We start from the raw sequence: 23,923 nt of genomic DNA on the forward strand, positions 1-23,923 counted from the left end.
GTGTCGTTGACGGCCTGGTTCGAACTGATCGCCAGCGGCCTCATCACGGGCGGCATCTACGCGCTGGTGGGTCTGGGGCTGAACCTGCAGTACGGGCTCATGCGCATCCTGAACATCGCGCACGGCGAGTTCCTGATGCTGGGCGCCTATGCCACCTGGATGGCGCACACGCTGCTGGGCTGGTCGCCGCTGGCGGTCCTGCCGCTGGCCTTCGCGGGGCTGATGCTGATCGGCCTGGCGGTGCATGCGCTGACCTTCCGCAAGCTGGCCGCCGAGGCGCCCAACGTGGATGTGTTCGAGGCGCGCGGCCTCATGGTGGCCTTCGGCCTGATGTTCCTGGTGCAGAACTTCGCCAGCTGGGCCTGGGGCGGCGACCTGCGCGGCTACGACTACCTGACCACACCCGTGGCCATCGGTGGCGCGCAGTTCGCGGCCAACAAGCTCGTGGTGTTCGGCCTGGCGCTGGTGTTCGCGCTGGCGCTGATGGCGCTGCTGCGCTTCACCATGCTGGGCAAGGGCGTGCGCGCGCTCATGCAGTCGCCCACGGGCGCGCAGCTGGTGGGCATCGACACCAAGCGCCTGCACCCGCTGATGTTCGGCGTGGGGCTGGGGCTGTCGGGCGTGGCGGGTTGCCTCTTGTCGATGGCCTACACCATCACGCCTTCGATGGGCGAGCCCTACACGGTGACGGCGCTGATCGTGATCACGCTGGGCGGCTTCGGCAGCATGGGCGGCGCGCTGGCGGGCGGCCTGCTGCTGGGCGTGATCGAGGCGCTGGGCATGCACTTCACCAACCCATCTCTCAAGTCGCTGCTGTCGTACGGCGTGTTCATCGCCGTGCTGCTCTGGAAACCCAACGGACTGTTTGCCAAACGATGAAGCGCGACTGGATTCTTCTGGCGGGGCTCACGCTGGCCGCGGCACTGTTGCCCGGCATCGCGAGCGAGTTCCTGCTCTCGCTGGCCATGACCTGTTTGATGTACGTGGCGCTGGCGTCGAGCTGGAGCCTGTTCTGCGGCAGCACGCGCTACCTGTCGCTGGCCACGGCGGCCTTCTTCGGCATCGGCGCGTACACGAGTGCGCTGGTGCTGGAGAGCCTGCCCTGGCTCGCCGCTGTGGGCCTGGGCGCGCTGGTGGCGGCGGCCATCGCACTGGTGATGGGCCTGGCGGTGCTGCACCTGCGCGGCACCTACTTCGCGGTGCTGACCTTCGGCATGACCGAGCTGATCCGCCATGCGGTGACCTACTTCGAGAAGCAGGTCACGGGCACCGTGGGCCGCGTGCTCGTGGTCGTGCCCGAGGAGAGCACTGTCTACTGGACGGTGCTGGGCATCGCCGCCATCGCCGTGGCCACCGCCATCGTGGTGCGGCGGCGCCGCTTCGGCCTGGCGCTGGTGGGCATCGGCTTCGACGAGCAGCGCGCGCAGACATTGGGCGTGAACACGCGCCTGGTCAAGACGCTGGGCTTCGCGCTGACGGCCGCCTTTGCCGGAGCGGTGGGCGCCATCATGGCCGTGCGCTGGACCTACATCGACCCGGTCACGGTGTTCAACCCCTTCATCGGCTTCCAGACCGTGCTGATCGCGCTGATCGGCGGGGCCGCCACGCTGTGGGGCCCGCTGGTGGCCGCCGTGGTGTTCAGCGTGCTGGCCGAGACGCTGCGGCTGCAGCTGCCGCAGGCCTACATGGTGGCGCTGGGGCTGCTCTTGATCCTGTCGGTGATGTACCTGCCAGACGGCCTGGGAAGCCTGCGCTGGCAGCAGGTGCGGGGCTGGTTCCAACGGGAGCGCCTGAATGGCTGAGCCACTCCTGCAAGCCCGCGCTGTCACGGTGCGGTTCGGCGGACTGACGGCCGTGGATGCCGTGGACGCGCAGTTCCACGCCGGCGAACTGGTGGGCATCATCGGACCGAACGGCGCCGGCAAGACCACCTTCTTCAACGCGATCTCGGGCGTGCAGCCGCCGACCAGCGGTGCGCTGCTGTTGGGTGGGCGCGACCTGGCGGGGCAGGGGCCGCACCGCTTCGCAGCCCTGGGCGTGGCGCGCACCTTCCAGACGCCGCGCGTGTTCGGCGGCCTGCGCGTGGTGGACAACGTGGACTTCGGTTTGCAGTTCGCGGGCCGGGGCCGCACCGCGGTGCCGGCGCTGGCGGACGCGCAGACGATCCTGGCGCTGATCGGCCTGTCGCCCCAGGCCGACCTGCCCGCGTCTGCCGTCACGCCGGCGCAGCAACGCCTGCTGGAGATCGGCATGGCGCTGGCCACGCGGCCGCGCCTGCTGCTGCTCGATGAGGTGGCGGCCGGGCTGACCGAGGCCGAGGTCGAGGCCATGGCCCGCTTGATCGGCCGGCTGCGCGGCGAACTGGGCCTGGCGGTGGTCTGGATCGAGCATGCCGTGACCACCTTGCTGCGCCACGTGGAGCGCGTGCTGGTGCTGCACCAGGGCCGCAAGATTGCGGACGGCACGCCGGCCGAGGTCACACGCAATGCGGAGGTCATCGAGGCTTACCTAGGCGATGAGGTGGCGGCATGAATGTGCGCGCTTTGACCGTTGCGCTGGACCACGCCGACGGTGCACTCCACTCCGCGAATGTCCCCCGCCCCGGGCCGCAGGCGGCCCGAGGCTCCTCCTTTATTTCGCTGCGTGGAGCACACCATCGTCGCGGTTCGGCAGCCTCGTGTCGCATGAAGGTGCACGACGCGACGTGCCCCGGGTCGAGGGCATCGGGTGGCCTCTGCAGCGAAGTAAGGGAGGAGGCCGCCAGGCCGGGGGACATGAGCGGAAGAGGCTACCCGGTGGCGTCGACCCGCGCACCACGCCTCCCCCGCATCGCGCCGCCCCAAGGAGCCACAACATGACCGCCCACCTCAAGATCCAGGGCCTGGGCGCCGGCTATGGCGGCTTCAACGTGATCCGCTCCATCGACCTCGAGGTCGGCCCTGGCCTCACGGTGATCCTCGGACCCAACGGCGCCGGCAAGACGACGCTGCTGAAGGCCCTGGCTGGCCTCATCCCGCGCACCGGCACCGTGCTGCTGGACGACGCACTGCTGCCCGTGCGCCAGAGCGGCGTGGCCGTGCGCCGCGGCATGGCCCTGGTGGCCGAGGGCCGCCAGCTGTTTCCGCAGATGACGGTGACCGAGAACCTGGAGCTGGGCGGCTGGCTCAGCACGAAGGCGCAACGTGCGGAGCGGCTGCGCCGGGCCTTTGCCGACTTTCCGCGCCTGGCCGAACGCGCGCAGCAACTGGCCGGCACCATGAGCGGCGGCGAGCAGCAGATGGTGGCCGTGGCGCGCGCCATGATGTCCGCCCCGCGCCTGCTGATGCTGGACGAGCCCTCGCTGGGCCTGGCGCCGCGCATGGTGGACGAGCTGCTGGCCATCGCAAGGCGCATCGCCGACGCCGGCACCACGGTGCTGCTGGTCGAGCAGAACGTCAAGAAGGCCCTGGCCGTGGCCGACCGCGCCCATGTGCTGGAGCGCGGCGCCCTCGTGGACAGCGGCCCGGCCGCCGAGATCGCGCAATCCGACATCGTCCGCCACGCCTACCTGGGCGTGGCAACCACCTGAAAGGAGAAACCACCATGTCCGACCTGTCCATGCTCATCAACGGCCAAGCCGTGGCCGCCGAGAACGGTGCCACCTTCGACCGCCGCAACCCGCTCGACGAAAGCCTGGCAACGCGCGCACCCGCGGCCACGCCCGCCGATGCCATCCGCGCCGTCGAAGCGGCGGCCGGGGCCTTCCCGGCCTGGAGCCAGACCGGCCCCAACGCGCGCCGGGCGCTGCTGCTCAAGGCGGCAGATGCACTGGAGGCCAAGGCGCCGGAGTTCATCGCTGCGCTGCCGCGCGAGACCGGCGCCACCGCCATGTGGGCCGGCTTCAATGTGCACCTGGCGGCGGGCATGCTGCGCGAGGCTGCCGCGTTGACCACGCAGATCGCCGGCGAGGTGATCCCTTCCGACGTGCCGGGCAGCCTGGCCCTGGCGGTGCGCCAGCCGGCCGGCGTGGTGCTGGGCATCGCGCCGTGGAACGCACCCGTCATCCTGGGCGTGCGCGCCATCGCCACGCCGCTGGCCTGCGGCAACACCGTCGTGTTCAAGGGCTCGGAGCTGTGCCCGCACACGCACCAGCTGATCGCCCAGGCCTTCGTCGACGCGGGTTTTCCGGCCGGCGTGGTGAACTACATCACCAACGCGCCGGCGGATGCGGCGGCCGTGGTCGACGCCATGGTCGCGCACCCGGCCGTGCGCCGCGTGAATTTCACCGGCTCCACGCGCGTGGGCAAGCTGATCGCGGTGCAGTGCGCGCTGCACTTGAAGCCCGTGGTGCTGGAACTCGGCGGCAAGGCGCCCTTCGTGGTGCTGGACGATGCCGACCTCGATGCGGCCGTGGACGGCGCGGCCTTCGGCAGCTTCGCCAACTCGGGCCAGATCTGCATGAGCACCGAGCGCATCGTGGTCGATGCGGCCATCGCCGATGCCTTCGTTGCCAAGTTCGCGGCCAAGGCGAGCGCGCTGCCGCTGGGCGATCCGCGCGGCCCCGATCCTGTGGTGCTGGGCAGTGTGGTGGGCATGGGCACGGTCACGCACTGCAACGCGCTGATCGACGATGCCCTGGCGAAGGGCGCCAAGCTGGTGTGCGGCGGCAAGGCCGACAGCACGCTGATGCCGGCGACGCTGCTGGACCATGTGACGCCTGCCATGCGCATCTATGGCGAGGAGACCTTCGGCCCGGTGAAAGCCATCGTGCGCGTGAGCGGGGTGGAGGAGGCCATCCGCGTGGCGAACGACAACGCCTACGGCCTGTCGTCCGCCGTGTTCGGCCGCGACACGGCACGCGCCATCGCGGTGGCGCAGCGCATCGAGTCCGGCATCTGCCATGTGAATGGCCCGACGGTGCACGACGAGGCGCAGATGCCCTTCGGCGGCGTCAAGGGCAGTGGCTGGGGCCGGTTCGGCGGGAAGGCCGGCATCGCCGAGTTCACCGACCTGCGCTGGCTGACGGTGCAGACCACGCCGCGCCACTACCCATTCTGATTTGGCCTACACGATCAGCAGAAAACCCGCCTTGCGCTGTCGGCGCATGCAAGCGATGCTCGGCGCCCAGAACATGGCGGAGAAGGGCGGGCGATGCCGGCTGGGTCCGACGGTGCAGGGGTGGTCTTGGTCACGGTGGCGGTCCTCGTCGCCGCTGTGGTGCTCGGCTGCGCGCTGGCGCTGGCGTGGCTGTACCGGCGCCTGGGCCTGCAGCGCGGGCAGCTGCGCAAGGCCCTGACGCAACTGGCGCACTCCGAGCAGGAGGCGCGCGACGCCAACGAGCTGCTGTTGGCCAAGCAGGGGGTGGAGCGGGCCTTCGCCGAGTTGTCGACCTACATGCAGGGCATCGACCAGCATGCGCTGGTCTCGGTGACCGATGCAGAAGGCCGCATCCTCAAGGTCAACGACAAGTTCGTGCAGACCACCGGCCACGGGCGCGAGGAACTGCTGGGGCGGGACCACAGCCTGCTCAATTCGGGTTACCACGACCACGCCTTTTTCGAGCGCATGTGGACGACGATCCAGCGCGGCGAGATCTGGCGCGATGTCGTATGCAACCGCAACGAGGCGGATGGGTTGTATTGGGTCGACATGGCCATCGTGCCGCAGAAGGATGCCGCGGGCCAGGTGCTGCGCTACATCGCCGTCTGCGTGGACATCACGGAGCAGCGGCGCCAGGAGGACGCGCTGCATTACCGCGCGACGCACGATGCGCTGACCGAATTGCCCAACCGCACCCTGCTGCTGGAGCGCATGGCGCGAACGATCGCGCGGGCCCGCAGCCGCCAACGGCCGGTGGCGGTGTACTTCGTCAACCTCAACCGCTTCAAGCAGATCAACGACAGCCTGGGCCGGGGCGCGGGCGACCAGGTGCTCTCGGAAATGGCGCGGCGCCTGCAGGACGAGGCCCGTGGGGGCGACACGGTGGCGCGGCTGGCGGGGGACGAGTTCGTCGTCGTCTGCGATGGCTTGCCGCGCAGCATGGTCGAGCCCTTCGGCGCGCGCCTGCACACGGCGCTGCAGGCGCCGGTGCTGTTGTCCGGCGAGCCGCATGTGCTGGGCGGCAGCGTGGGGGTGGCGCTGTTTCCCGACCATGGCGACGAGCCGGAGATGCTGGTCAAGCGGGCGGACCTGGCCATGGAGCAGTCCAAGAACCGGACCGACCGCGGCGTGTGCATCTTCTCCAACGAGATGCAGGATGCCATCGACGTGCGCGTGCAAAAGGAGGCGCGCCTGCGCGATGCCATCGTGCGCCGCGAGCTGGTGCTGCACTACCAGCCGCAGGTGGACTTCGAGACCGGCGCGCTCGTCAGCCTGGAAGCGCTGGTGCGCTGGGATTCGCCGGACTACGGTTTCCTGATGCCGGGCAAGTTCATCGGCCTGGCCGAGGAGTCGGGCCTGATCGGCGCGATCGACACCTATGTGGTGGATGCGGCATGCCGCCAGATGCAGCAATGGCACCAGCAGGGCCATGGCTGGATTCGCACGGCCGTGAACCTGGCGGCGACAAAGTTCTCCGACCCGCATTTCAAGACCGAGCTGCACGAGGCCATGGCGCGCTACGGCATCCCGCCCGGCGTGCTGGAACTGGAGGTGACCGAGAGCCTGGCCATGCGCGACCCGGACGCGGCGCTGGTGCTCATGCACGAGCTCAAGGAACTCGGCATCCTGCTCTCGGTGGACGACTTCGGCACGGGCTATTCCAACCTGGGCTACCTCAAGCGCTTTCCTGCCGACCGGCTCAAGGTCGACCAGTCCTTCGTGCGCGGCCTGCTCAAGAACCCGCAGGACCGGGCCATCGTCGCGGCGGTGGTGCGGCTGGCGCACAACCTGAACATGCGGGCCATCGCCGAGGGTGTGGAGAGCGAGGACGAAGCCATCCTGCTCTATGCACTGGACGTGGACGAGATCCAGGGCTACTGGATGGCGCGCCCGCAGTCGGCCGAGGCGGTGGAGAAGTTGTTCGACCAGCCGTTGCTGCTGGACCCGGCCGCGTTCTTGCAGCGCGAGGCGCTGCCGGTGGTGCTGCTGGTGGAGGACGAGGCGATCACGCGCGAGCTGCTGGAGCACATCCTGCAGTCCTTCGGCGTGCGCGTGGCCAGTGCGGCCAGCGCCGAAGAGGCCATGGAGATGTTCCACCAGCACGACTATGCGATTGCCATCGTCGACCACTGGCTGCCGGGCAGCAGCGGGCTGGAACTGCTGCGCGAGATCCGCAAGCGCATGCCGCACACCGCGCGCGTGCTGATGACCGCCAGCAACGACCCGCAGGTGCTGCGCGATGCCATCAACATCGGCGGCGTCGCGCACTTCCTGGCCAAGCCGATCGACCCCGCCGTGCTGCGCAACGTGGTGCACGACGCCTGCTGGAACACGGCGGCGCAACGCCGGCGCACGCCGCCGCCACCGCCGGGCTGACCCGCTTCAGAGGAACATGCCGCCCGAGGCTTCCACGCGCTGGGCGTTGATCCAGCCCGTGCCGGGCGCCAGCAGCGAGGCGATCACCGGGCCGATGTCGTCCGGCTGGCCAACGCGGCCCAGCGCGGTCTGCGCCGCGACGAAGGCGTTGAGTTCGGCGTTGTCGCGGACCGCGCCGCCGCCGAAGTCGGTGGCGATGGCGCCGGGCGCGACCACGTTCACGCGGATGCCGCGCGGGCCCAGCTCCTTGGCCAGGTAGCGCGTGAGCGTTTCTACGCCGCCCTTCATCGTGGCATAGGCCGCATAGCCCGGCAGCGCGAAGCGGGCCAGGCCCGAGGACAGGTTGACGATGCGGCCGCCGTCGGCGATCAGCGGCAGCAGCGCTTGCGTCAGGAAGAACACGCCCTTGAGGTGGATGTCGACCATCTGGTCGAACTGCGCCTCGGTGGTTTCGGCGAAGGGGGTGTGCACGCCGGTGCCGGCGTTGTTGACGAGGAAGTCGAAGCGCTCGCGGCCCCAGGTGCCGCCGAGCGCGGTGCGCAGCGCGGCGGCGAAGCCGGGGAAGTTGCGCACGTTGGCCACGTCCAGTTGCAGCGCGACGGCCTGGCGGCCCAGGGCCCGGATGTCGGCGACGGCGGCGGCCGCCTCGGTGGCATTGCGCTGGTAGGTCAGCACCACATCCGTGCCCTGGCGGGCCAGGGCGAGTGCGGTGTTGCGGCCCAGGCCGCGGCTGCCGCCGGTGACGATGGCGATGGGGGTGTGGGTCGAGGTGGTCATGGAGTACTCCGGTTGGGTTGCGATGGGCCTGACTTTATTGATGTGCTGCAAGGAGAAAAAGACGCTTGAAGTGATAGATTTGTTCGTCCAAAACGAACAGTGAGCGCCCATGGTCCGCCCCGAACTGCTGCTGGTCTTCACCCGCGTGGCCGAGCTGTCCAGCTTCACCCAGGCTGCCGACAGCCTGGGCCTGCCCAAGGCCAGTGTGTCCAAGTCGGTCAAACAGCTGGAGGAAGCACTGGGCACGCAGCTGCTGCGCCGGAACACACGGCGTGTGGTGCTCACGCACGACGGGCAGGCCTGCTATGAGCGCTGCAAGGACATGCTGGCCAGCTTCGACGATCTGCAGGCCATGTTCCGCCAGGGCCAGGCGTTGCGCGGCCGGCTCCGCGTCGACATGTCGCTGGGCATGGCGCACCGCGCCGTCCTGCCGCGCCTGCCGGCTTTCCTCGCCTTGCACCCGGCGCTGGAGATCGAGCTCTCCAGCACCGACCGGCGCGTGGACCTCGTGGCCGACGGCTTCGACTGCGTGGTGCGGACGGGGCCGCTCGACGCATCCGACCTGGTTGCGCGGCCGCTTGGCATGCTCCTGCAGCACAACCTGGCCAGCCGCGCCTACCTGGCGGCGCACGGCCTGCCGCAGACGCTGGACGACCTGGCCCGGCACCGGCTGGTGCACTACGCGACGCGGCTTGGCGTGCGCAGCGCCGGCTTCGAGGTGGAGGAGGAGGGCGGCGCCGTGCGGCGCATCCCGATGCAGGGCAGCGTGACCGTCAACAACTCCGAGGCCTACGGCGCGGCCTGCCTGGCGGGTCTGGGGCTGATCCAGGCGCCCACCATCGCGCTGCGGCCGCATGTGGAGGCGGGCGATCTGGTGGAGGTGCTGCCGCAGTGGCGTGCGCCGGGCCTGCCCGTCACGCTGCTGTACGCGCACCGGCGCCAGCTGCCAGGGCGGCTGCGCGTGTTCATGGATTGGCTGGCGGAAGTGCTGGCGCCCTACCTGGCGCCGCCTGCATCAGCGCCCTGACGCGGGCGCCGTCGCGGCCTCCAGCCGCGTGAGCCAGGCCATTGCACCGCCGGCATCGCGGCCGCACATCTCGTGGGAGGGCTGCAGGCTGGCGCAGACGGCGGGACGATCGGGCGAACCGAAGATGCGGCAGCGCAGCTTGTCGTCGAGCTGAACGCAGGGCACGCCGGCCGGCTTGCCGTGGGGCATGCCGGGGATGGGCGAGCTGATCGACGGGGCGGTGCAGCAGGCGCCGCAGCCGCTGCGGCAAGAGGGTGGGGCGTCCGGAAGCGGCATGCAGGGGATTGTCGGCCACGCATGGCGCGGACTCACCTCGGCCGATAAAATGTACAGATCTTCGAAAGTTGTACAGATGCAAACCTTGCCCCTGAGTGAATTCCGCGCCAACGCCTCGGCCATGCTCGACCTGGTCGAGCAGGGCGAAACCGTGCGCATCCTCCGCCATGGCAAGCCCGTGGCCGATCTGGTCCCGGTGCGCGACAGCGCAACCGAGCGCGTGCCGAGTTGGAAGCGCAAGATCGAGCCCTTGCAGATCGCGCGTCCAGACGGCAAGACGGGGGCGCAGCTCATCATTGAAGACCGCGAGCAGGCGCGCTACTGACATGCGTCTACTGCTCGATACATCCGCGCTGTACAAGCGCTACGCGGCGGAATCCGGCACCGACGAGGTGGCCGCGCTCAGCGATGCTGCCCGGGAGATCTGCGTGGCGGCGCACTGCCTGACTGAGGTGGCGTCGGCATTGAACAGGCAGCGCCATGATGGCTTGGTCGACATGGACGCCTATGCCCGCATCATGGCCGACGTGCACCGTGACTTCGAGGATTTCTCGCTGGTGCCACTCGACCCGCGCGTCCAGGCGCTCGCCATCTCCGCCATGGAGCGGGCACGGCTGCGCGCCATGGACGCCCTGCACATCGGCTCGGCGCAGCACGCCGCTGTCGACCTGTTCGTCACAGCTGACCGCCGGCAGGCGGCCGCCGCCGAGGCCGCCGGCCTCAAAACCCGATTGATCACCGCATGAGCACCCCCTACACCCACCCCCAGGAATTCGACGTCATCGTCGTCGGCGGCGGCCATGCCGGAACCGAGGCCGCGCTGGCCGCGGCGCGCATGGGCTGCAAGACCCTGCTCTTGACCCACAACATCGAGACCTTGGGGCAGATGAGCTGCAACCCGTCGATCGGCGGGATCGGCAAAGGCCACCTCGTCAAGGAGGTCGACGCACTGGGCGGCGCCATGGCGCTGGCCACGGACGAGGGCGGCATCCAGTTCCGCATCCTCAACTCGAGCAAGGGCCCGGCGGTGCGCGCCACGCGTGCCCAAGCCGACCGCGTTCTCTACAAGGCCGCGATCCGCCGCATGCTGGAAAACCAGCCGAACCTCTGGCTGTTCCAGCAGGCGGTGGACGACCTGATGGTGCAGGGCGACCGCGTGGTCGGCGCCGTGACGCAGGTCGGCATCGCCTTTCGGGGCCGGACGGTGGTGCTGACCGCCGGCACCTTCCTGGACGGCAAGATCCATGTGGGCCTGAACAACTATGCGGCCGGCCGTGCGGGTGACCCACCGGCGCAGTCGCTGAGTGCACGTCTCAAGGAACTGAAGCTGCCACAGGGCCGGCTGAAGACCGGCACGCCGCCCCGGTTGGACGGGCGCAGCATCGATTTCTCCAAGTGCAGCGAGCAACCTGGCGACGGCATGCCGGGCGGCGAGCGCGACACCGTGCCGGTGTTCAGCTTCATGGGCCGGGCGGACATGCACCCGCGCCAGATGCCATGCTGGGTGACGCACACCAACACGCGCACGCACGACATCATCCGTTCCGGCTTCGACCGCAGCCCCATGTTCACGGGCAAGATCGAAGGGGTGGGGCCGCGCTACTGCCCGAGCGTGGAAGACAAGATCAACCGCTTCGCCGACAAGGACAGCCACCAAATCTTCCTGGAGCCCGAGGGCCTGACAACCCACGAGTTCTATCCCAACGGCATCTCGACCAGCCTGCCGTTCGACATCCAGTACGCACTCGTGCGTTCCATGCCGGGCTTGGAGAATGCGCACATCCTGCGGCCCGGCTACGCCATCGAGTACGACTACTTCGATCCGCGAGCCCTCAAGAACAACTTCGAGACGCGGGCGATCCAGGGCCTGTTCTTCGCCGGACAGATCAACGGCACGACCGGCTACGAGGAAGCAGCGGCCCAGGGCCTGTTCGCGGGCGCCAACGCTGCGTTGCAGTGCCTGGGCCGTGACCCGTGGCTGCCCGGCCGCGACCAGGCTTACCTGGGCGTGTTGGTCGACGACCTGGTGACCCAAGGTGTCAGCGAGCCCTACCGCATGTTCACGAGCCGTGCCGAGTTCCGGCTGCAACTGCGCGAGGACAACGCCGATATGCGGCTGACCGAGGCCGGTCGCCAGATGGGCTTGGTGGACGATGCGCGGTGGGACGCTTTCAGCCGCAAACGCGACGCTGTTTCACGTGAAACAGAGCGACTGCGTTCGCTTTGGGTGAGCCCGCGCAATCTGGCCATCGCGGAGGCGGAACGGGTGTTGGGCAAGGCCATCGAGCACGAGTACAACCTGGGCGACCTGCTGCGGCGCCCGGGCGTGGACTACGCTGGCCTGATGTCGCTGGATGGCGGGCGGTTCATGCCGGAGCAAACGCTGGCCGAGGAGGAAGTCGAGCAGATCGAAATCGCCGCCAAGTACTCCGGCTATATCGGCAAGCAGAAGGAAGAGGTCGAGCGCGCAGCGCATCTGGAATCCTTGCGTGTGCCCGAGGATTTCGACTACATGGCCGTGCCGGCGCTGTCGATCGAGGTGCGACAGAAGCTGCAAAAGCAGCGGCCCGAGACCTTGGGCCAGGCATCGCGCATCTCCGGGGTCACACCGGCGGCGATCTCGTTGCTCCTCGTGCACCTGAAGAAGCGCGGCCGCGCCGTCAGCGCGTGAAGGGTCGTCTGCTCGAAGCTGCGCAGGCAATTGGCCTGGTGCTGTCGGATGCGGAGGCCGATGCTTTGCTGGACTACCAGGGCTTGATCGCCAAGTGGAACAAGGTCTACAACCTGACCGCCGTGCGCGACCCGCAGCAGATGCTGACGCAGCATCTGGTGGATTGCCTGGCGGCGGTGCCGCCACTGCGACGCGCGCTGGAGGAGCAGGGCGCTGAAGCGCCAGCGCTTCTCGATGTCGGCGCCGGTGCCGGCCTGCCCGGCGTGGTCTTCGCCATCCTGCATCCGCAGCTGCAGGTGCATTGCGTGGACACCGTGGCCAAGAAGGCGGCCTTCGTTCAGCAGGTGGCGGTGGAGCTCAAGCTGCCCAACCTGCGGGGCCTGCACGCGCGCGTGGAGGGTTTGGGCCAGGGGTACGACATCGTTTCCAGCCGCGCTTTTGCCTCGCTGTTGGACTTCACCACGTGGTCGCGCGCCGCGCTCAAACCGGGCGCGGTGTGGCTGGCCATGAAGGGCAAGGAGCCGCTGGAAGAGATCGCCGCTTTGCCGCCCGAGGTGGCAGTGTTTCACGTGGAACATCTGCAGGTTCCAGGCCTAGATGCCGAGCGCTGCATCGTCTGGATGCGACCCTCCGCCGCTTAAACTCGCGGCCTGCTTCCCCTAGGAGATCCCCGTGTTCGGCATTGCTGACTACGGCGCATTTGTCGCCGCCATCGTCGTCTTTCTGATGATTCCCGGACCGGGCAACCTCGCGCTGATCACGTCCACCAGCAAGGGTGGCCTGCGCGGCGGACTCGCCTGCGCAGCCGGCATCATCCTCGGGGACCAGATCCTGTTGTGGCTGGCCCTGGCCGGCGTGGCGGCCGTGCTGGCCGCTTACCCGACAGCCTTCCATGCCGTGCAGTGGCTGGGCGCAGCCTATCTGGCCTGGATGGGCTTGCGCATGTTGCGCGCCAAGCCGGGCGACGCACCGGTGCTGCAGATGCAGCCGCGCCATTACCTGCGCCAGGCGCTCATGATCACGCTGCTCAACCCCAAGGCGATCGTCTTCTACATGGCCTTCTTCCCGCTGTTCATCGATCCGATTCGCCATCAAGGCATGGTGACGTTCGGCGTCATGGCAGCCACCATCGCGGTGCTTGGCTTCCTGTACAGCCTGGTGGCCATCCTGCTCACGCACCGCCTGGCGGAGCGCCTGCGCGCCAACCGCCGCATCTCCGGCGCGCTCGAGAAGATCGCCGGCCTGTTCCTGGTCGGCTTCGGCATCAAACTGGCGGTGCAGTGATGGCGCGTGTTTTCTGCATTGCCAACCAGAAGGGCGGCGTGGGCAAGACCACGACGACCGTGAACCTGGCCGCCGGCCTGGTGCGTGCCGACCAGCGCGTGTTGCTGATCGACCTGGACCCGCAGGGCAACGCCACCATGGGTTCGGGCGTCGACAAGCGGGCGCTGGAACTCTCCGTCTACGACGTGCTGCTGGAGTCCGCCAGCATCGCCGAGGTGCGCGTGACATCCGAGAAGTGCGGCTACGACGTGCTGGGTGCCAGCCGCGAACTGGCCGGTGCCGAAGTCGAGATGGTCAGCATCGAGCGGCGCGAGCGCCGGCTCAAGCAGGCGCTCGAAGCGGTGCAGGGCGATTACGACTTCATCTTGATCGACTGCCCGCCATCGCTCTCGATGCTGACCTTGAACGGCCTGTGCGCCGCGCACGGCGTGGTCGTGCCCATGCAGTGCGAGTACTTCGCGCTCGAGGGGCTGACCGACCTCGTCAACACCATCAAGCAGGTCCACGCCAACCTCAACAAGGACCTCAAGATCATCGGCCTGCTGCGCGTGATGTTCGACCCGCGCATCACGCTGCAGCAGCAGGTCAGCGACCAGCTCAAGGCCCACTTCGGCGACAAGGTGTTCGACACCGTGATCCCGCGCAACGTGCGTCTGGCCGAAGCGCCCAGCTACGGCCTGCCGGGCGTGGTGTTTGATCCCGCCGCGCGCGGCAGCCAGGCCTACCTGAGCTTTGCGCGCGAGATGGTGGCGCGCGCTCGATGAGCGTCGTGGTGCTCACGCTGCCGGGCTGGCAGAGCTCCGGCCCCGGCCACTGGCAGACGCTGTGGGAGGAGCGTTACGGCGACCGCCGCGTCGAGCAGCACGACTGGATGCGGCCGCTGCGCGGTGATTGGCTGGCGCGCCTGGACGAAGTGCTGCTGGGCCTGCCGCCCGGCCAGCAGGCGGTGCTCGCCGCCCACAGCCTGGGCTGCATCCAGGTCGCGGCCTGGGCCGACCACAGCCGGCTGACGGCGCGCGTGCGCGGCGCCTTGCTGGTCGCACCCGGCGATGTCGAACGCGAAGATCTGCGCGTCTTGCTTCCGGGCTGGGCACCCATCGTGCGCAGCCGGCTGCCCTTCCCCAGCGTGCTCCTGGGCAGCTCCGACGACCCCTATTGCGCGCAGGAGCGCGCCCAGGTCATGGCGCAGGATTGGGGTGCGGCCTACCACGACATGGGCACCGGCGGCCACCTGAACGCCGAGTCCGGCCTGGGCGACTGGCCGGCCGCACGTGCGCTCCTCGAAGAACTCAAGAAAGCAACCACATGACAACCCCACGCCCACCACTGCGTGTATCGCTGCCCTCCGGGGCGCTCCAGCGCCTTCGGGCGGCCGGGCGGCGCTGAGATGGTCACCAAACGACCCAAGGGCCTGGGCCGCGGACTGGAAGCCCTGCTGGGCCCCACCGTCGCCGACACGCCGGCCACCGAGGGCGGCGGCGCTGCCGACGGCAAGCCCACCACGCTGAACCTGGACGCCATGGTGCCCGGCCAGTACCAGCCCCGCACGCGCATGGACGAAGGCGCGCTGTACGAACTGGCCGAGAGCATCAAGGCGCAGGGCATCATGCAGCCCATCCTGGTGCGCCAGCTGGCCGCGGGCGAGCACGCCGGCAAGTACGAGATCATCGCGGGTGAACGGCGCTTCCGCGCAGCGCGACTCGCCGGCCTGGACCAGGTGCCGGTGCTGGTGCGCGACGTGCCCGACGAATCCGCGGCGGCGATGTCGCTGATCGAAAACATCCAGCGCGAAGATCTCAACCCGCTGGAAGAAGCGCAGGGCCTGCAGCGTCTGGTCAAGGAATTCGGCATGACGCACGAGCAGGCGGCCCAGGCCGTCGGCCGCTCGCGCAGCGCCGCCAGCAACCTGTTGCGCCTGCTGCAGTTGGCCGAACCGGTGCAGACCATGCTCATGGCGGGCGACCTGGACATGGGCCACGCGCGCGCGCTGCTCTCGCTGGACCGGGCCACGCAGATCACGGCCGGCAACCAGATCTCTGCCAAGAAGCTGTCGGTGCGCGAGGCCGAGAGCCTGGCCAAGAAGCTGTCGGCCGAGTTCACGCTGACCTCGCCCAAGCCCAAGAAGGAAAAGTCTCGCGACTTGAAGCGGGTGGAGGAGGAGCTGTCCGACCTGTTCGCCGCCGATGTCGAGATCCGCATCAAGAAGCGCGTCAAGCGCGGCGGCCGCCTGCAGGAGGCGGGCGAGCTGAGCATCCAGTTCGGCTCGCTCGAAGAACTCAACGGCCTGATCGAAAAGCTGTCGCCCACGGTCGCGCGCTGATGCCGCGGCTGCCCTGGCCACTGCCTGCCGTGCTGGCCTGGGCGCTGGCCTGGGGCCTGTACCGCGCGCTGCAGGGCCTGGGTTGGACCCCATGGCTCGCACTGCTGCTGGCCAGCGCCGCCGGTGTCCTGGCCAGCGTGCTGGGCAGCAGCCTGTGGCGCCGGGCGCTGATCGCGCTGGGGTTTCCACTGGCCGTGCTGCTGAGCAATGCGGCCCATTGGCCGGCGTGGGCTTGGCTGTTGCCGCTGGCGTTGCTGGCCCTCGTCTATCCGCTCAACGCCTGGCGCGATGCGCCGCTGTTCCCCACCCCTGCCAATGCACTGCAAGGCCTGGCAGACCGCGCGCCACTGCCGGCAGGGGCCCGGGTGTTGGACGCTGGCTGCGGGCTGGGCCACGGCCTCCAGGCGCTCCACTGGACATATCCTCAGGCTGAACTGCATGGCGTGGAGTGGAGCTGGCCGCTGCGCCTGGCCTGCGCCCTGCGCTGCCCCTGGGCTCAGGTGCGCCAGGGTGACATGTGGCGTGCCGACTGGCGCCCCTGTGCGCTGGTCTACCTGTTCCAGCGGCCCGAAAGCATGGCGCGCGCGGTGGCCAAGGCCGAGGCCGAACTCTCGCCGGGCGCCTGGCTGGTCAGCCTGGAGTTCGAGGCCACCGCATTGCGCCCGACGGCCAGGCTGCAAGGCGCGGACGGCCGCCCGGTCTGGCTGTACCAGCTGCCCTTCACCCGGGCATGAAAAAACCGCCCGAAGGCGGTTTCCGGTGGGCGCAGGGCAGGCTTACTGGCCGACCTTGAGCACGCCACCGCGGCCCAGGCCGCCCTTGACCTCCTGCGCCTTGTAGTTGCGCAGCGAGATCACCATCGAGTTCCAGGAATCGATGAAGGCCGCCACCGTGGCCTTGCCCTCGGGCGTGCGCGAGAAGCCGCCCAGGCCGGCTGCAGCGCCGCCGCCGAAGGCACCCAGTGCGGCACCGAAGTTGGTGGCCGTGGCATTGCCTTCGGAGATGCCGATCTGCACGCCCGAGCGGATGTCGAACAGCGTCATGGTCACGACCGAGGCCTTGCTTTCCATGCTGCCGGCCAGCGCGCCGAAGCCGCCGGGCAGGAAGGCGCCCAAGCCAGCAGCCACTTTGCCGGTGGAGTCGTTGTCGATGATGATGGCCGGCTCCAGGAAGTAGTCGGCCGCCACGCGCTGGCCCTTCTCCTGCTTGGACCCTGCGCGGAACTCGCCGGAGTTGCGCTGCTTGTCGGTGATGGCAGACAGCTTGCTCTCCGTGCGGTTGTTGCCGATGGAGGTGATCACGAAGCAGTTGGACTGCTGCACGGCCAGCCGCAGCAGCGGCTCGATCGACGTGACCTTGGTGGCCGCGCCGAAGCTGGCATACCACTCCTTGCCGCGGCCGTCGTCCACGGCCAGCGTGCCCATCGGTGCATCGCAGCGCTCCAGCGCCGGGTTGGCACCGACGCTCGATCCGCCGGCGGCACCGCCGGTCACGGCCGTGGGCGCACTGCCGGTCGTGATCTTGCCGCCGCCAGGCGTTTCACAGCCGGCCAGGGCCAGGATGGAGGCGACCACGACGGCGGGACGCAGGAAGGAGGAGGTGTTCATGGCTTGGCTTTCAGCAAGAGATGGGTAAAGGAAAGTGGAGGGCAGCCGGGGTTGCGGTCAATACCGGTAGTACCAGCCGGTCGGGCGCCAGTCCCAGTAGTACGTGTAGCCGGTCTGCCAGTAGCCGTACCAGGCAGTTCGGTTCAGGTCGACCCAGGCCTTGTAGTCGGCCTGGTTCTTCTTCTTGGCGGCGGAGGCTTCGGCGAGCAACTTGGTGGCTTCCTTGTTGCCGCGTCCGGCGGCCAGGGAAAGCCATTTCTCGGCTTCTGCGGGATCGGAGCCCATTTCTTCCAGGCCCATCAGGTAGAAGCGTCCCAGCGCCAGTTGCGCCTGCGGATGGCCACGCTCACCGGCGCTGCGCATCCATTGCAAGGCCTGGTAGCTGTTCTGCGGCACGCCATCGCCACGGAAGTAACGCAGACCCAGGTCGTAGGCGGCGCGCGGGTCCTTGTTGCCGAGTTCAGACAGAGCGGCGATGCGCCGCGTCTGTTCTGGATTGGTGTCGCGCGTGGCGTCGAAGCTTGCGCTGTTGCGGGGGCGGTCGGAGCAGCCCTTGTCGTCACAGATCCGGACCATGGCCGGCTGCTCCGGCGCGGCAGGCGGCGCTTGCACGCAAGCCGCGAGGGCCACTGCGGCAAGAGGCAAAAGCGTGCGGATCATTGGGCACCCCATCACAAAAGCGGCAACTGTATGTCTCGACATGCAAGAAACCCCTGCATGTCAAGTCGGAGAGTAACCAATTTTGACAAAATCTCAGCGACGGCGGCTGGGATTTTTGTGTGAAGGATGCACGCTGCTGCGCTGCCTCCGGCGTTCAGAGGGAGAAGATCTTCCCCGGGTTCATGATGTTCTGCGGGTCCAGCGCCCGCTTGATCGTCCGCATCATCTCCACCGCGCCGGCGCCGGTCTCGTCCACCAGGAAGCCCATCTTGTGCAGCCCCACGCCGTGCTCGCCCGTGCAGGTGCCTTCCAGCCGCAGTGCGCGCGCCACCAGGGCGTGGTTGAGCTGCTCGGCTTTGGCGCGCTCTTCCGGCAGGTTTGGGTCCAGCAAGTAGCCGAAGTGGAAGTTGCCGTCGCCCACATGGCCGACCAGGAAGTAGGGGATGCCACTGGCGTCGGCCTCGGCCACGGAGTCGAGCAGGCAGTCGGCCAGGCGCGAGATCGGCACGCAGGTGTCGGTGGAGATCACCTTGCAGCCCGGGCGCGACTGCACGGCCGCGAAGTAGGCGTTGTGCCGCGCCGTCCACAGCCGCGTGCGCTCCTCGGGCGTGCTGGCCCATTCGAAGGCGTTGCCGCCGAACTCGGCAGCGATCTCCTGCACCGTCTCGGCCTGCTCCTTCACGCCGGCCGGCGAGCCGTGGAACTCCATCAGCAGCATGGGTTCCTCGCGCAGGCCCAGCTTGGCATAGGCGTTGACCATGCGCACGGTGTTCGCATCGATCAGTTCCACGCGCGCGATGGGCACGCCCAGCTGCACGGTCTGGATCACGCTGCGCACGGCCGCCTCGATGCTCGGGAACGAACAGATGGCGGCCGACACGGCCTCGGGCAGCGGGTAGATCTTGAGCGTGACCTCGGTGATCACGCCCAGCGTGCCCTCGCTGCCGACGAACAGCCGCGTGAGGTCGTAGCCGGCCGATGACTTCTTGGCCCGCGTGCCGGTGCGGATGGCCTCGCCCTGGGCCGTGACCACCTCCAGCGCCAGCACGTTCTCGCGCATGGTGCCGTAGCGCACGGCGTTGGTGCCGCTGGCGCGCGTGGCCGCCATGCCGCCCAGCGAGGCATCCGCGCCGGGGTCGATCGGGAAGAACAGGCCGGTGCTCTTGATCTCGTCGTTGAGCTGCTTGCGCGTGACACCGGGCTGCACCGTCACCGTGAGGTCTTCGGCGTTGATGGCCAGCACCTTGTTCATGCGCGACACGTCGATGCTGATGCCGCCCTGCACGGCCAGCAGGTGGCCTTCCAGCGACGAGCCCACGCCGAACGGGATCACCGGCACCGCGTGCGCGGCGGCCAGGCGCACGGCCTGCGCCACATCGTCGGTGCTCTCGGCGAACACCACGGCCGCGGGCGGCGGCACGGTGAAGGAGGACTCGTCGCGACCATGCTGCTCGCGCACCACCAGCGCCGTGGAACAGCGCTCGCCGAAGCGCGCCTTGAGCGCCTCGATCAGCACGGCAGGCACCTCCCGCGGGTGGAATTCGGGGATCAACTGGGCGGTGGTTGCGGGAGCGTTCATGGGTTTGTCTCCGAGAAGGGCTGCCATTCTAGAAGTGGCCCGAACACCCTGTTCACCAAATACGGATGGCGCCGGCCGGCCTCGGGCGGCATGCTTGCGTCCGTTCGAAACCCGACGAGACACGCTCCTTCCATGACCACCATCACCCAACCCGATGCCGCTGGCGGCATCTTGGTGCGCCACCAGGCCGCGCTCCGGCAGGGCCGCTTCCTGATCCAGCGCTGCGGCGACTGCAGCCAGCACGTCTACTACCCGCGCGAGCTGTGCCCGCACTGCGGCAGCGGCGCGCTCGAACTCGTTGCGCCCGCGGGCACCGGCACCGTCTACTCCGTGACCACGGTGCGCCGCAAGCCCGAGGCCGGCGGCGACCTCAACGTCTCGCTGATCGACCTGGACGAAGGCGTGCGCCTGATGAGCCGCGTGGAAGGCGTGCCGGCCAGCAATGTGCGCATCGGCCAGCGCGTGAAGGCGCGCGTGCTGCAGCGCGAGGGCGCTGACGCGCTGGTGGTGTTCGACGCGGTGCAGGGGGCTTGAGATGAGCGATTGGAAGCAACTGCGCGGCAAGGCCGCCATCGCCGGCGTGGCAACCTTCGGCTGCGGCGAAGCCCCGGGCTACACCGACATGGAGCTGCTGGCCATCTCGGCCCGCCAGGCCGTGGCCGATGCCGGCCTCAAGATGAGCGACATCGACGGCCTGTGCACCGCCAGCGCCGGCGCCACCATGTGGGCCATGCCCGTCATCGAGTACCTCGGCATCCGCCCGAGCTACATCGACTCCACCATGATCGGCGGCTCCAGCTTCATCGCGCACCTGCTGCCGGCTATGCACGCGCTCGAATCGGGCCAGTGCAATGCCGTGCTGGTCTGCTACGGCAGCACGCAGCGCACCGCCACCTTCGGCCGCAAGGAAGTCGGCCAGAGCCGCAAGTTCCTCGATCCGCAGCCGTACGAGCATCCGTACGAGCCCATGATGCCGCTGTCGGCCTATGCGCTGGCGGCAGCGCGCCACATGCACCAGTACGGCACCACGCGGCGCCAGCTGGCCGAGGTGGCCGTGGCCGCACGCCAATGGGCGCAGAAGAACCCCGAAGCGTTCATGCGCGACCCACTGACCATCGAGGACGTGCTCAAGGCCCGCATGGTCAGCGACCCGCTGTCGGTGCGCGATGCCTGCCTGGTTACCGACGGTGGCGGCGCCTACGTGCTGGTGCGCGCCGACCGCGCGAAGGACCTGCCGAACAAGCCGGTCTACGTGCTGGGCAACGGCACGGCCTGCTGGAACCGACAGATCTCGTCCATGCACGACGTGACGGTGACGGCCGCCAAGGACTCCGGCGCCGCCGCGTTCGCCATGGCCGGCCTGCAGCCCAAGGACATCGACGTGCTGGCGCTGTACGACGCCTTCACCATCAACGTGCTGCTGTTCCTGGAAGACCTGGGCTTCTGCAAGAAGGGCGAGGCCGGCCCGTTCGTGGAGAACGGCGCCATCGCCCCGGGCGGGCGCCTGGCCGTCAACACCAACGGCGGCGGCCTCTCGTGCGTACACCCCGGCATGTACGGCATCTTCGCGCTGATCGAAGGCGTGCGGCAGCTGCGCGGCAATTGCGGCGAGCGCCAGATCGCCGGCGCCAAGACGGCGCTGGCGCATGGCAACGGCGGCACCCTGTCCAGCCAGGCCACCGCCATCCTCGGCCTGGCCGAAACCTTGTGAGAACCTGAACATGGCCCACCACACCCAAGACAAGTACGAAGAGATCCGCGACGCCGTGCGCTCGCTGTGCGCCGAGTACCCCGACGAGTACTTCCGCAAGGTCGACGAGCAGCGCGTCTACCCCGAGGCCTTCGTCGATGCACTGACCAAGGCCGGCTGGATGGCCGCGTTGATCCCGCAGGAGTACGGCGGCTCCGGCCTGGGGCTCACCGAGGCGTCCGTGATCATGGAAGAGGTCAACCGCGCGGGCGGCAACTCCGGCGCGTGCCACGGCCAGATGTACAACATGAACACGCTGCTGCGCCATGGTTCCAAGGCGCAGAAGGACTACTACCTGCCCAAGATCGCCAGCGGCGAATGGCGGCTGCAGTCCATGGGCGTGACCGAGCCCACCACGGGCACCGACACCACCAAGATCAAGACCACGGCGGTGAAGAAGGGCGACCGCTACGTCATCAACGGCCAGAAGGTCTGGATCAGCCGCATCCAGCACTCCGACTTCATGATCCTCCTGGCGCGCACCACGCCGCTGGCCGATGTGAAGAAGAAGAGCGAAGGCCTGTCGATCTTCATGGTCGACCTGCGCCAGGCAGAGAAGAGCGGCATGACCGTGCGGCCGATCCTGAACATGGTCAACCACGAGACCAACGAGCTGTTCTTCGAGAACCTGGAGATCCCGGCCGAAAACCTGATCGGCGAGGAAGGGCAGGGCTTCAAGTACATCCTCGATGGCCTGAACGCCGAGCGCACGCTGATCGCCGCCGAGTGCATCGGCGACGGCTACTGGTTCATCGACCGCGTCAGCAAGTACGTGAAAGACCGCATCGTGTTCGGCCGCCCGATCGGCCAGAACCAGGGCGTGCAGTTCCCCATAGCCGAGGCCTACATCGAGGTCGAGGCCGCCAGCCTCATGCGCTGGAAAGCCTGCGAGCTGTTCGACGCGCACCAGCCCTGCGGCGCCCAGGCCAACATGGCCAAGTACCTGGCGGCCAAGGCCAGCTGGGAGGCCGCCAACGCCTGCATCCAGTTCCACGGCGGCTTCGGCTTCGCGTGCGAATACGACGTGGAGCGCAAGTTCCGCGAAACGCGGCTGTACCAGGTCGCGCCGATCTCCACCAACCTGATCCTGAGCTACGTGGCCGAGCACATCCTCGGCCTGCCACGCTCGTTCTGAGGAGTAGGGCATGAGTGAGCATCCCAGCCGTGACCTGGCCGCCTTCGCCGCCGGCCTGCAGTTCGAAGACATCCCCGCGCCCGTGCTGCGCCGCACCGAGGACCTGTTCCTCGACTGGTTCGGCTCGGTGCTGGCGGGCAAGGGTTCGCGCGCCGTCGAGTCCATCGCCAGCGTGGCCCGCGCCATGGGCCCGACCGATGGCGCCAGCGAGGTGCTGATCTCGCGCACGCGCAGCAGCCCGCTGTTCGCCGCCATGGTCAACGCCGCGGCCTCGCACGTGGCGGAGCAGGACGACGTGCACAACGGCTCGGTGTTCCACCCCGCGGCCGTGGTGTTCCCGCCCGCGCTGGCCGTGGCGCAGGCCATCGGCGCCTCGGGCAAGGATCTGCTTGTGGCGTCCGTGGTCGGCTACGAGGTCGGCATCCGCGTCGGCGAGTTCCTGGGCCGCTCGCACTACCGCATCTTCCACACCACGGCCACGGCCGGCACCGTGGCCGCTGCCGCGACTGTGGGCCGCCTGCTGGGCCTGGACGCCGGCCAGATGCTGCACGCCTTCGGCTCGGCCGGCACGCAGGCCGCGGGCCTGTGGGAGTTCCTGCGCGACGCGGCCGACAGCAAGCAGCTGCACACCGCCAAGGCCGCCAGCGACGGCCTGCTGGCCGCCTACCTGGCGCAGGACGGTTTCACGGGCGCGCAGCGCATCCTCGAAGGCAAGCAGGGCATGGGGGCCGGCATGTCGACCGACGCCGACCCCGCCAAGCTGACCGACGGCCTGGGCACCCGCTGGACGCTGGCCGAGACCTCGTTCAAGTACCACGCCTCGTGCCGCCACACGCACCCGGCCGCCGACGCGCTGCAGCAGGTCGTGCGCGCGCACGGCCTGAAGCTCGCCGACATCGCGCAGGTGACCACCCACGTGCACCAGGGCGCCATCGACGTGCTGGGCCCGGTGACCGACCCGCGCACCGTGCACCAGAGCAAGTTCTCCATGGGCACGGTGCTGGGCCTCATCGGCGCGTTCGACCGCGCCGGCCTGGCCGAGTTCGACACGCACTTCCGCAGCCCCGACGTGGTGGCCCTGCGCGACAAGGTCACCATGGTGCTCGACCCCGAGGTCGATGGCGCCTACCCTCAGCGCTGGATCGGCAAGGTCACGGTGGTCACCACCGATGGCCGCACGCTGCACGGCCGCGTCGACGAACCCAAGGGCGACCCGGGCAACACGCTGAGCCGCGCCGAGATCGAGACCAAGGCACTGCAGCTGTCCGCGTACGCGGGCGGCGCCACTGCCGACGAGACGCGCGGCGTGGCCGAACGCGTCTGGCGCATGGCCGAATGGCCGCGCGTCACCCCCCTGCTGTAACCACTTTTCCCAAGACGAA

At 68.9% G+C, this 23,923-nt stretch carries 25 protein-coding genes; 20 read left to right on the top strand and 5 right to left on the bottom strand.

The window, feature by feature from the left end:
• From DES41_RS29950 to DES41_RS29975, 6 genes are all read left to right on the top strand, one after another.
• On the top strand, nt 1-879 hold the full coding sequence (locus tag DES41_RS29950) for a branched-chain amino acid ABC transporter permease (RefSeq protein ID WP_114471281.1): 879 nt from the start codon (nt 1-3) through the stop codon (nt 877-879).
• A complete protein-coding gene (locus DES41_RS29955) occupies nt 876-1,802 on the top strand; it encodes a branched-chain amino acid ABC transporter permease (protein WP_114471282.1) in 927 nt (308 codons plus the stop codon). The genes DES41_RS29950 and DES41_RS29955 overlap by 4 nt, the downstream gene beginning before the upstream one ends.
• Nucleotides 1,795-2,532 (top strand): ABC transporter ATP-binding protein, encoded by a 738-nt coding sequence (locus tag DES41_RS29960; RefSeq protein ID WP_114471283.1) that lies wholly within the window; start codon nt 1,795-1,797, stop codon nt 2,530-2,532. Before DES41_RS29955 ends, DES41_RS29960 begins: the two co-directional genes overlap by 8 nt.
• A 322-nt stretch (nt 2,533-2,854) precedes the next feature.
• Nucleotides 2,855-3,568, top strand: coding sequence for an ABC transporter ATP-binding protein (locus tag DES41_RS29965; protein ID WP_114471284.1), 714 nt, complete (start codon nt 2,855-2,857; stop codon nt 3,566-3,568).
• A 14-nt stretch (nt 3,569-3,582) separates the two neighbouring features.
• Nucleotides 3,583-5,037: an aldehyde dehydrogenase gene (locus DES41_RS29970; RefSeq protein WP_114471285.1), complete on the top strand. Its 1,455-nt coding sequence runs from the start codon at nt 3,583-3,585 to the stop codon at nt 5,035-5,037.
• 93 nt (nt 5,038-5,130) lie between these two features.
• Complete coding sequence (locus tag DES41_RS29975) at nt 5,131-7,455, top strand: EAL domain-containing protein (RefSeq protein ID WP_114471286.1); 2,325 nt, start codon at nt 5,131-5,133, stop codon at nt 7,453-7,455.
• A gap of 6 nt (nt 7,456-7,461) precedes the next feature.
• Here DES41_RS29975 and DES41_RS29980 read toward each other — a convergent pair whose 3' ends face one another.
• Nucleotides 7,462-8,232 carry an SDR family NAD(P)-dependent oxidoreductase gene (locus DES41_RS29980; RefSeq protein WP_114471287.1) on the bottom strand — a complete coding sequence of 257 codons (771 nt, stop codon included), beginning with the start codon at nt 8,230-8,232 and terminating at the stop codon, nt 7,462-7,464.
• Between the two features lie 109 nt (nt 8,233-8,341).
• Between DES41_RS29980 and DES41_RS29985 the strand changes: the two genes are divergently transcribed.
• Nucleotides 8,342-9,259, top strand: coding sequence for a LysR family transcriptional regulator (locus DES41_RS29985; protein ID WP_114471288.1), 918 nt, complete (start codon nt 8,342-8,344; stop codon nt 9,257-9,259).
• Here the strand turns inward: DES41_RS29985 and DES41_RS29990 are convergent.
• Nucleotides 9,248-9,535 (bottom strand): YkgJ family cysteine cluster protein, encoded by a 288-nt coding sequence (locus DES41_RS29990; protein ID WP_114471289.1) that lies wholly within the window; start codon nt 9,533-9,535, stop codon nt 9,248-9,250. The two genes, DES41_RS29985 and DES41_RS29990, sit on opposite strands and share 12 nt — an antisense overlap.
• Between DES41_RS29990 and DES41_RS29995 the strand changes: the two genes are divergently transcribed.
• From DES41_RS29995 to DES41_RS30035, 9 genes are all read left to right on the top strand, one after another.
• A complete protein-coding gene (locus DES41_RS29995; RefSeq protein WP_245965926.1) occupies nt 9,456-9,860 on the top strand; it encodes a type II toxin-antitoxin system Phd/YefM family antitoxin in 405 nt (134 codons plus the stop codon). The genes DES41_RS29990 and DES41_RS29995 overlap by 80 nt on opposite strands.
• Nucleotide 9,861: 1 nt before the next feature.
• The gene (locus DES41_RS30000) at nt 9,862-10,281 is read left to right on the top strand and encodes a type II toxin-antitoxin system VapC family toxin (protein WP_114471291.1); all 420 of its coding nucleotides are present in this window, start codon (nt 9,862-9,864) and stop codon (nt 10,279-10,281) included.
• Nucleotides 10,278-12,206, top strand: a complete 1,929-nt coding sequence (mnmG, locus tag DES41_RS30005; RefSeq protein ID WP_114471292.1) for a tRNA uridine-5-carboxymethylaminomethyl(34) synthesis enzyme MnmG — start codon at nt 10,278-10,280, stop codon at nt 12,204-12,206. Before DES41_RS30000 ends, mnmG begins: the two co-directional genes overlap by 4 nt.
• Nucleotides 12,203-12,847 carry a 16S rRNA (guanine(527)-N(7))-methyltransferase RsmG gene (rsmG, locus tag DES41_RS30010; RefSeq protein WP_114471293.1) on the top strand — a complete coding sequence of 215 codons (645 nt, stop codon included), beginning with the start codon at nt 12,203-12,205 and terminating at the stop codon, nt 12,845-12,847. The genes mnmG and rsmG overlap by 4 nt, the downstream gene beginning before the upstream one ends.
• A gap of 31 nt (nt 12,848-12,878) precedes the next feature.
• The gene (locus DES41_RS30015) at nt 12,879-13,490 is read left to right on the top strand and encodes a LysE family transporter (protein WP_114471294.1); all 612 of its coding nucleotides are present in this window, start codon (nt 12,879-12,881) and stop codon (nt 13,488-13,490) included.
• Entirely contained in the window at nt 13,490-14,254 is a 765-nt protein-coding gene (locus tag DES41_RS30020) for a ParA family protein (protein ID WP_114471295.1), read from the top strand. The genes DES41_RS30015 and DES41_RS30020 overlap by 1 nt, the downstream gene beginning before the upstream one ends.
• Nucleotides 14,251-14,799 (top strand): RBBP9/YdeN family alpha/beta hydrolase, encoded by a 549-nt coding sequence (locus tag DES41_RS30025; protein WP_114471296.1) that lies wholly within the window; start codon nt 14,251-14,253, stop codon nt 14,797-14,799. Before DES41_RS30020 ends, DES41_RS30025 begins: the two co-directional genes overlap by 4 nt.
• A gap of 78 nt (nt 14,800-14,877) precedes the next feature.
• The gene (locus DES41_RS30030; protein ID WP_114471297.1) at nt 14,878-15,810 is read left to right on the top strand and encodes a ParB/RepB/Spo0J family partition protein; all 933 of its coding nucleotides are present in this window, start codon (nt 14,878-14,880) and stop codon (nt 15,808-15,810) included.
• Nucleotides 15,810-16,544: a class I SAM-dependent methyltransferase gene (locus DES41_RS30035; RefSeq protein WP_114471298.1), complete on the top strand. Its 735-nt coding sequence runs from the start codon at nt 15,810-15,812 to the stop codon at nt 16,542-16,544. Before DES41_RS30030 ends, DES41_RS30035 begins: the two co-directional genes overlap by 1 nt.
• A gap of 42 nt (nt 16,545-16,586) precedes the next feature.
• On the opposite strand, the gene DES41_RS30040 is transcribed toward DES41_RS30035, so the two are convergent.
• From DES41_RS30040 to DES41_RS30050, 3 genes are all read right to left on the bottom strand, one after another.
• Nucleotides 16,587-17,417: a hypothetical protein gene (locus DES41_RS30040; protein ID WP_114471299.1), complete on the bottom strand. Its 831-nt coding sequence runs from the start codon at nt 17,415-17,417 to the stop codon at nt 16,587-16,589.
• A gap of 57 nt (nt 17,418-17,474) precedes the next feature.
• A complete protein-coding gene (locus DES41_RS30045; protein ID WP_114471300.1) occupies nt 17,475-18,077 on the bottom strand; it encodes a tetratricopeptide repeat protein in 603 nt (200 codons plus the stop codon).
• 154 nt (nt 18,078-18,231) lie between these two features.
• On the bottom strand, nt 18,232-19,656 hold the full coding sequence (locus DES41_RS30050) for an FAD-binding oxidoreductase (protein ID WP_114471301.1): 1,425 nt from the start codon (nt 19,654-19,656) through the stop codon (nt 18,232-18,234).
• A gap of 132 nt (nt 19,657-19,788) precedes the next feature.
• Here DES41_RS30050 and DES41_RS30055 point away from each other — a divergent pair, with 132 nt between their 5' ends.
• Genes DES41_RS30055 through DES41_RS30070 form a run of 4 tightly spaced genes read left to right on the top strand, consistent with a single transcriptional unit; the run spans nt 19,789 to nt 23,904 of the window.
• Complete coding sequence (locus DES41_RS30055; RefSeq protein ID WP_114471302.1) at nt 19,789-20,190, top strand: Zn-ribbon domain-containing OB-fold protein; 402 nt, start codon at nt 19,789-19,791, stop codon at nt 20,188-20,190.
• Nucleotide 20,191: 1 nt separating this feature from the next.
• On the top strand, nt 20,192-21,367 hold the full coding sequence (locus DES41_RS30060; protein ID WP_114471303.1) for a thiolase: 1,176 nt from the start codon (nt 20,192-20,194) through the stop codon (nt 21,365-21,367).
• Between the two features lie 10 nt (nt 21,368-21,377).
• Nucleotides 21,378-22,541, top strand: coding sequence for an acyl-CoA dehydrogenase family protein (locus DES41_RS30065; RefSeq protein ID WP_114471304.1), 1,164 nt, complete (start codon nt 21,378-21,380; stop codon nt 22,539-22,541).
• A gap of 10 nt (nt 22,542-22,551) precedes the next feature.
• Nucleotides 22,552-23,904, top strand: a complete 1,353-nt coding sequence (locus DES41_RS30070) for an MmgE/PrpD family protein (protein WP_114471305.1) — start codon at nt 22,552-22,554, stop codon at nt 23,902-23,904.
• Nucleotides 23,905-23,923 lie beyond the last annotated feature (19 nt).

Source organism: Pseudorhodoferax soli (genome assembly GCF_003337555.1).
In the GTDB taxonomy this organism is placed as follows: domain Bacteria; phylum Pseudomonadota; class Gammaproteobacteria; order Burkholderiales; family Burkholderiaceae_C; genus Pseudorhodoferax; species Pseudorhodoferax soli.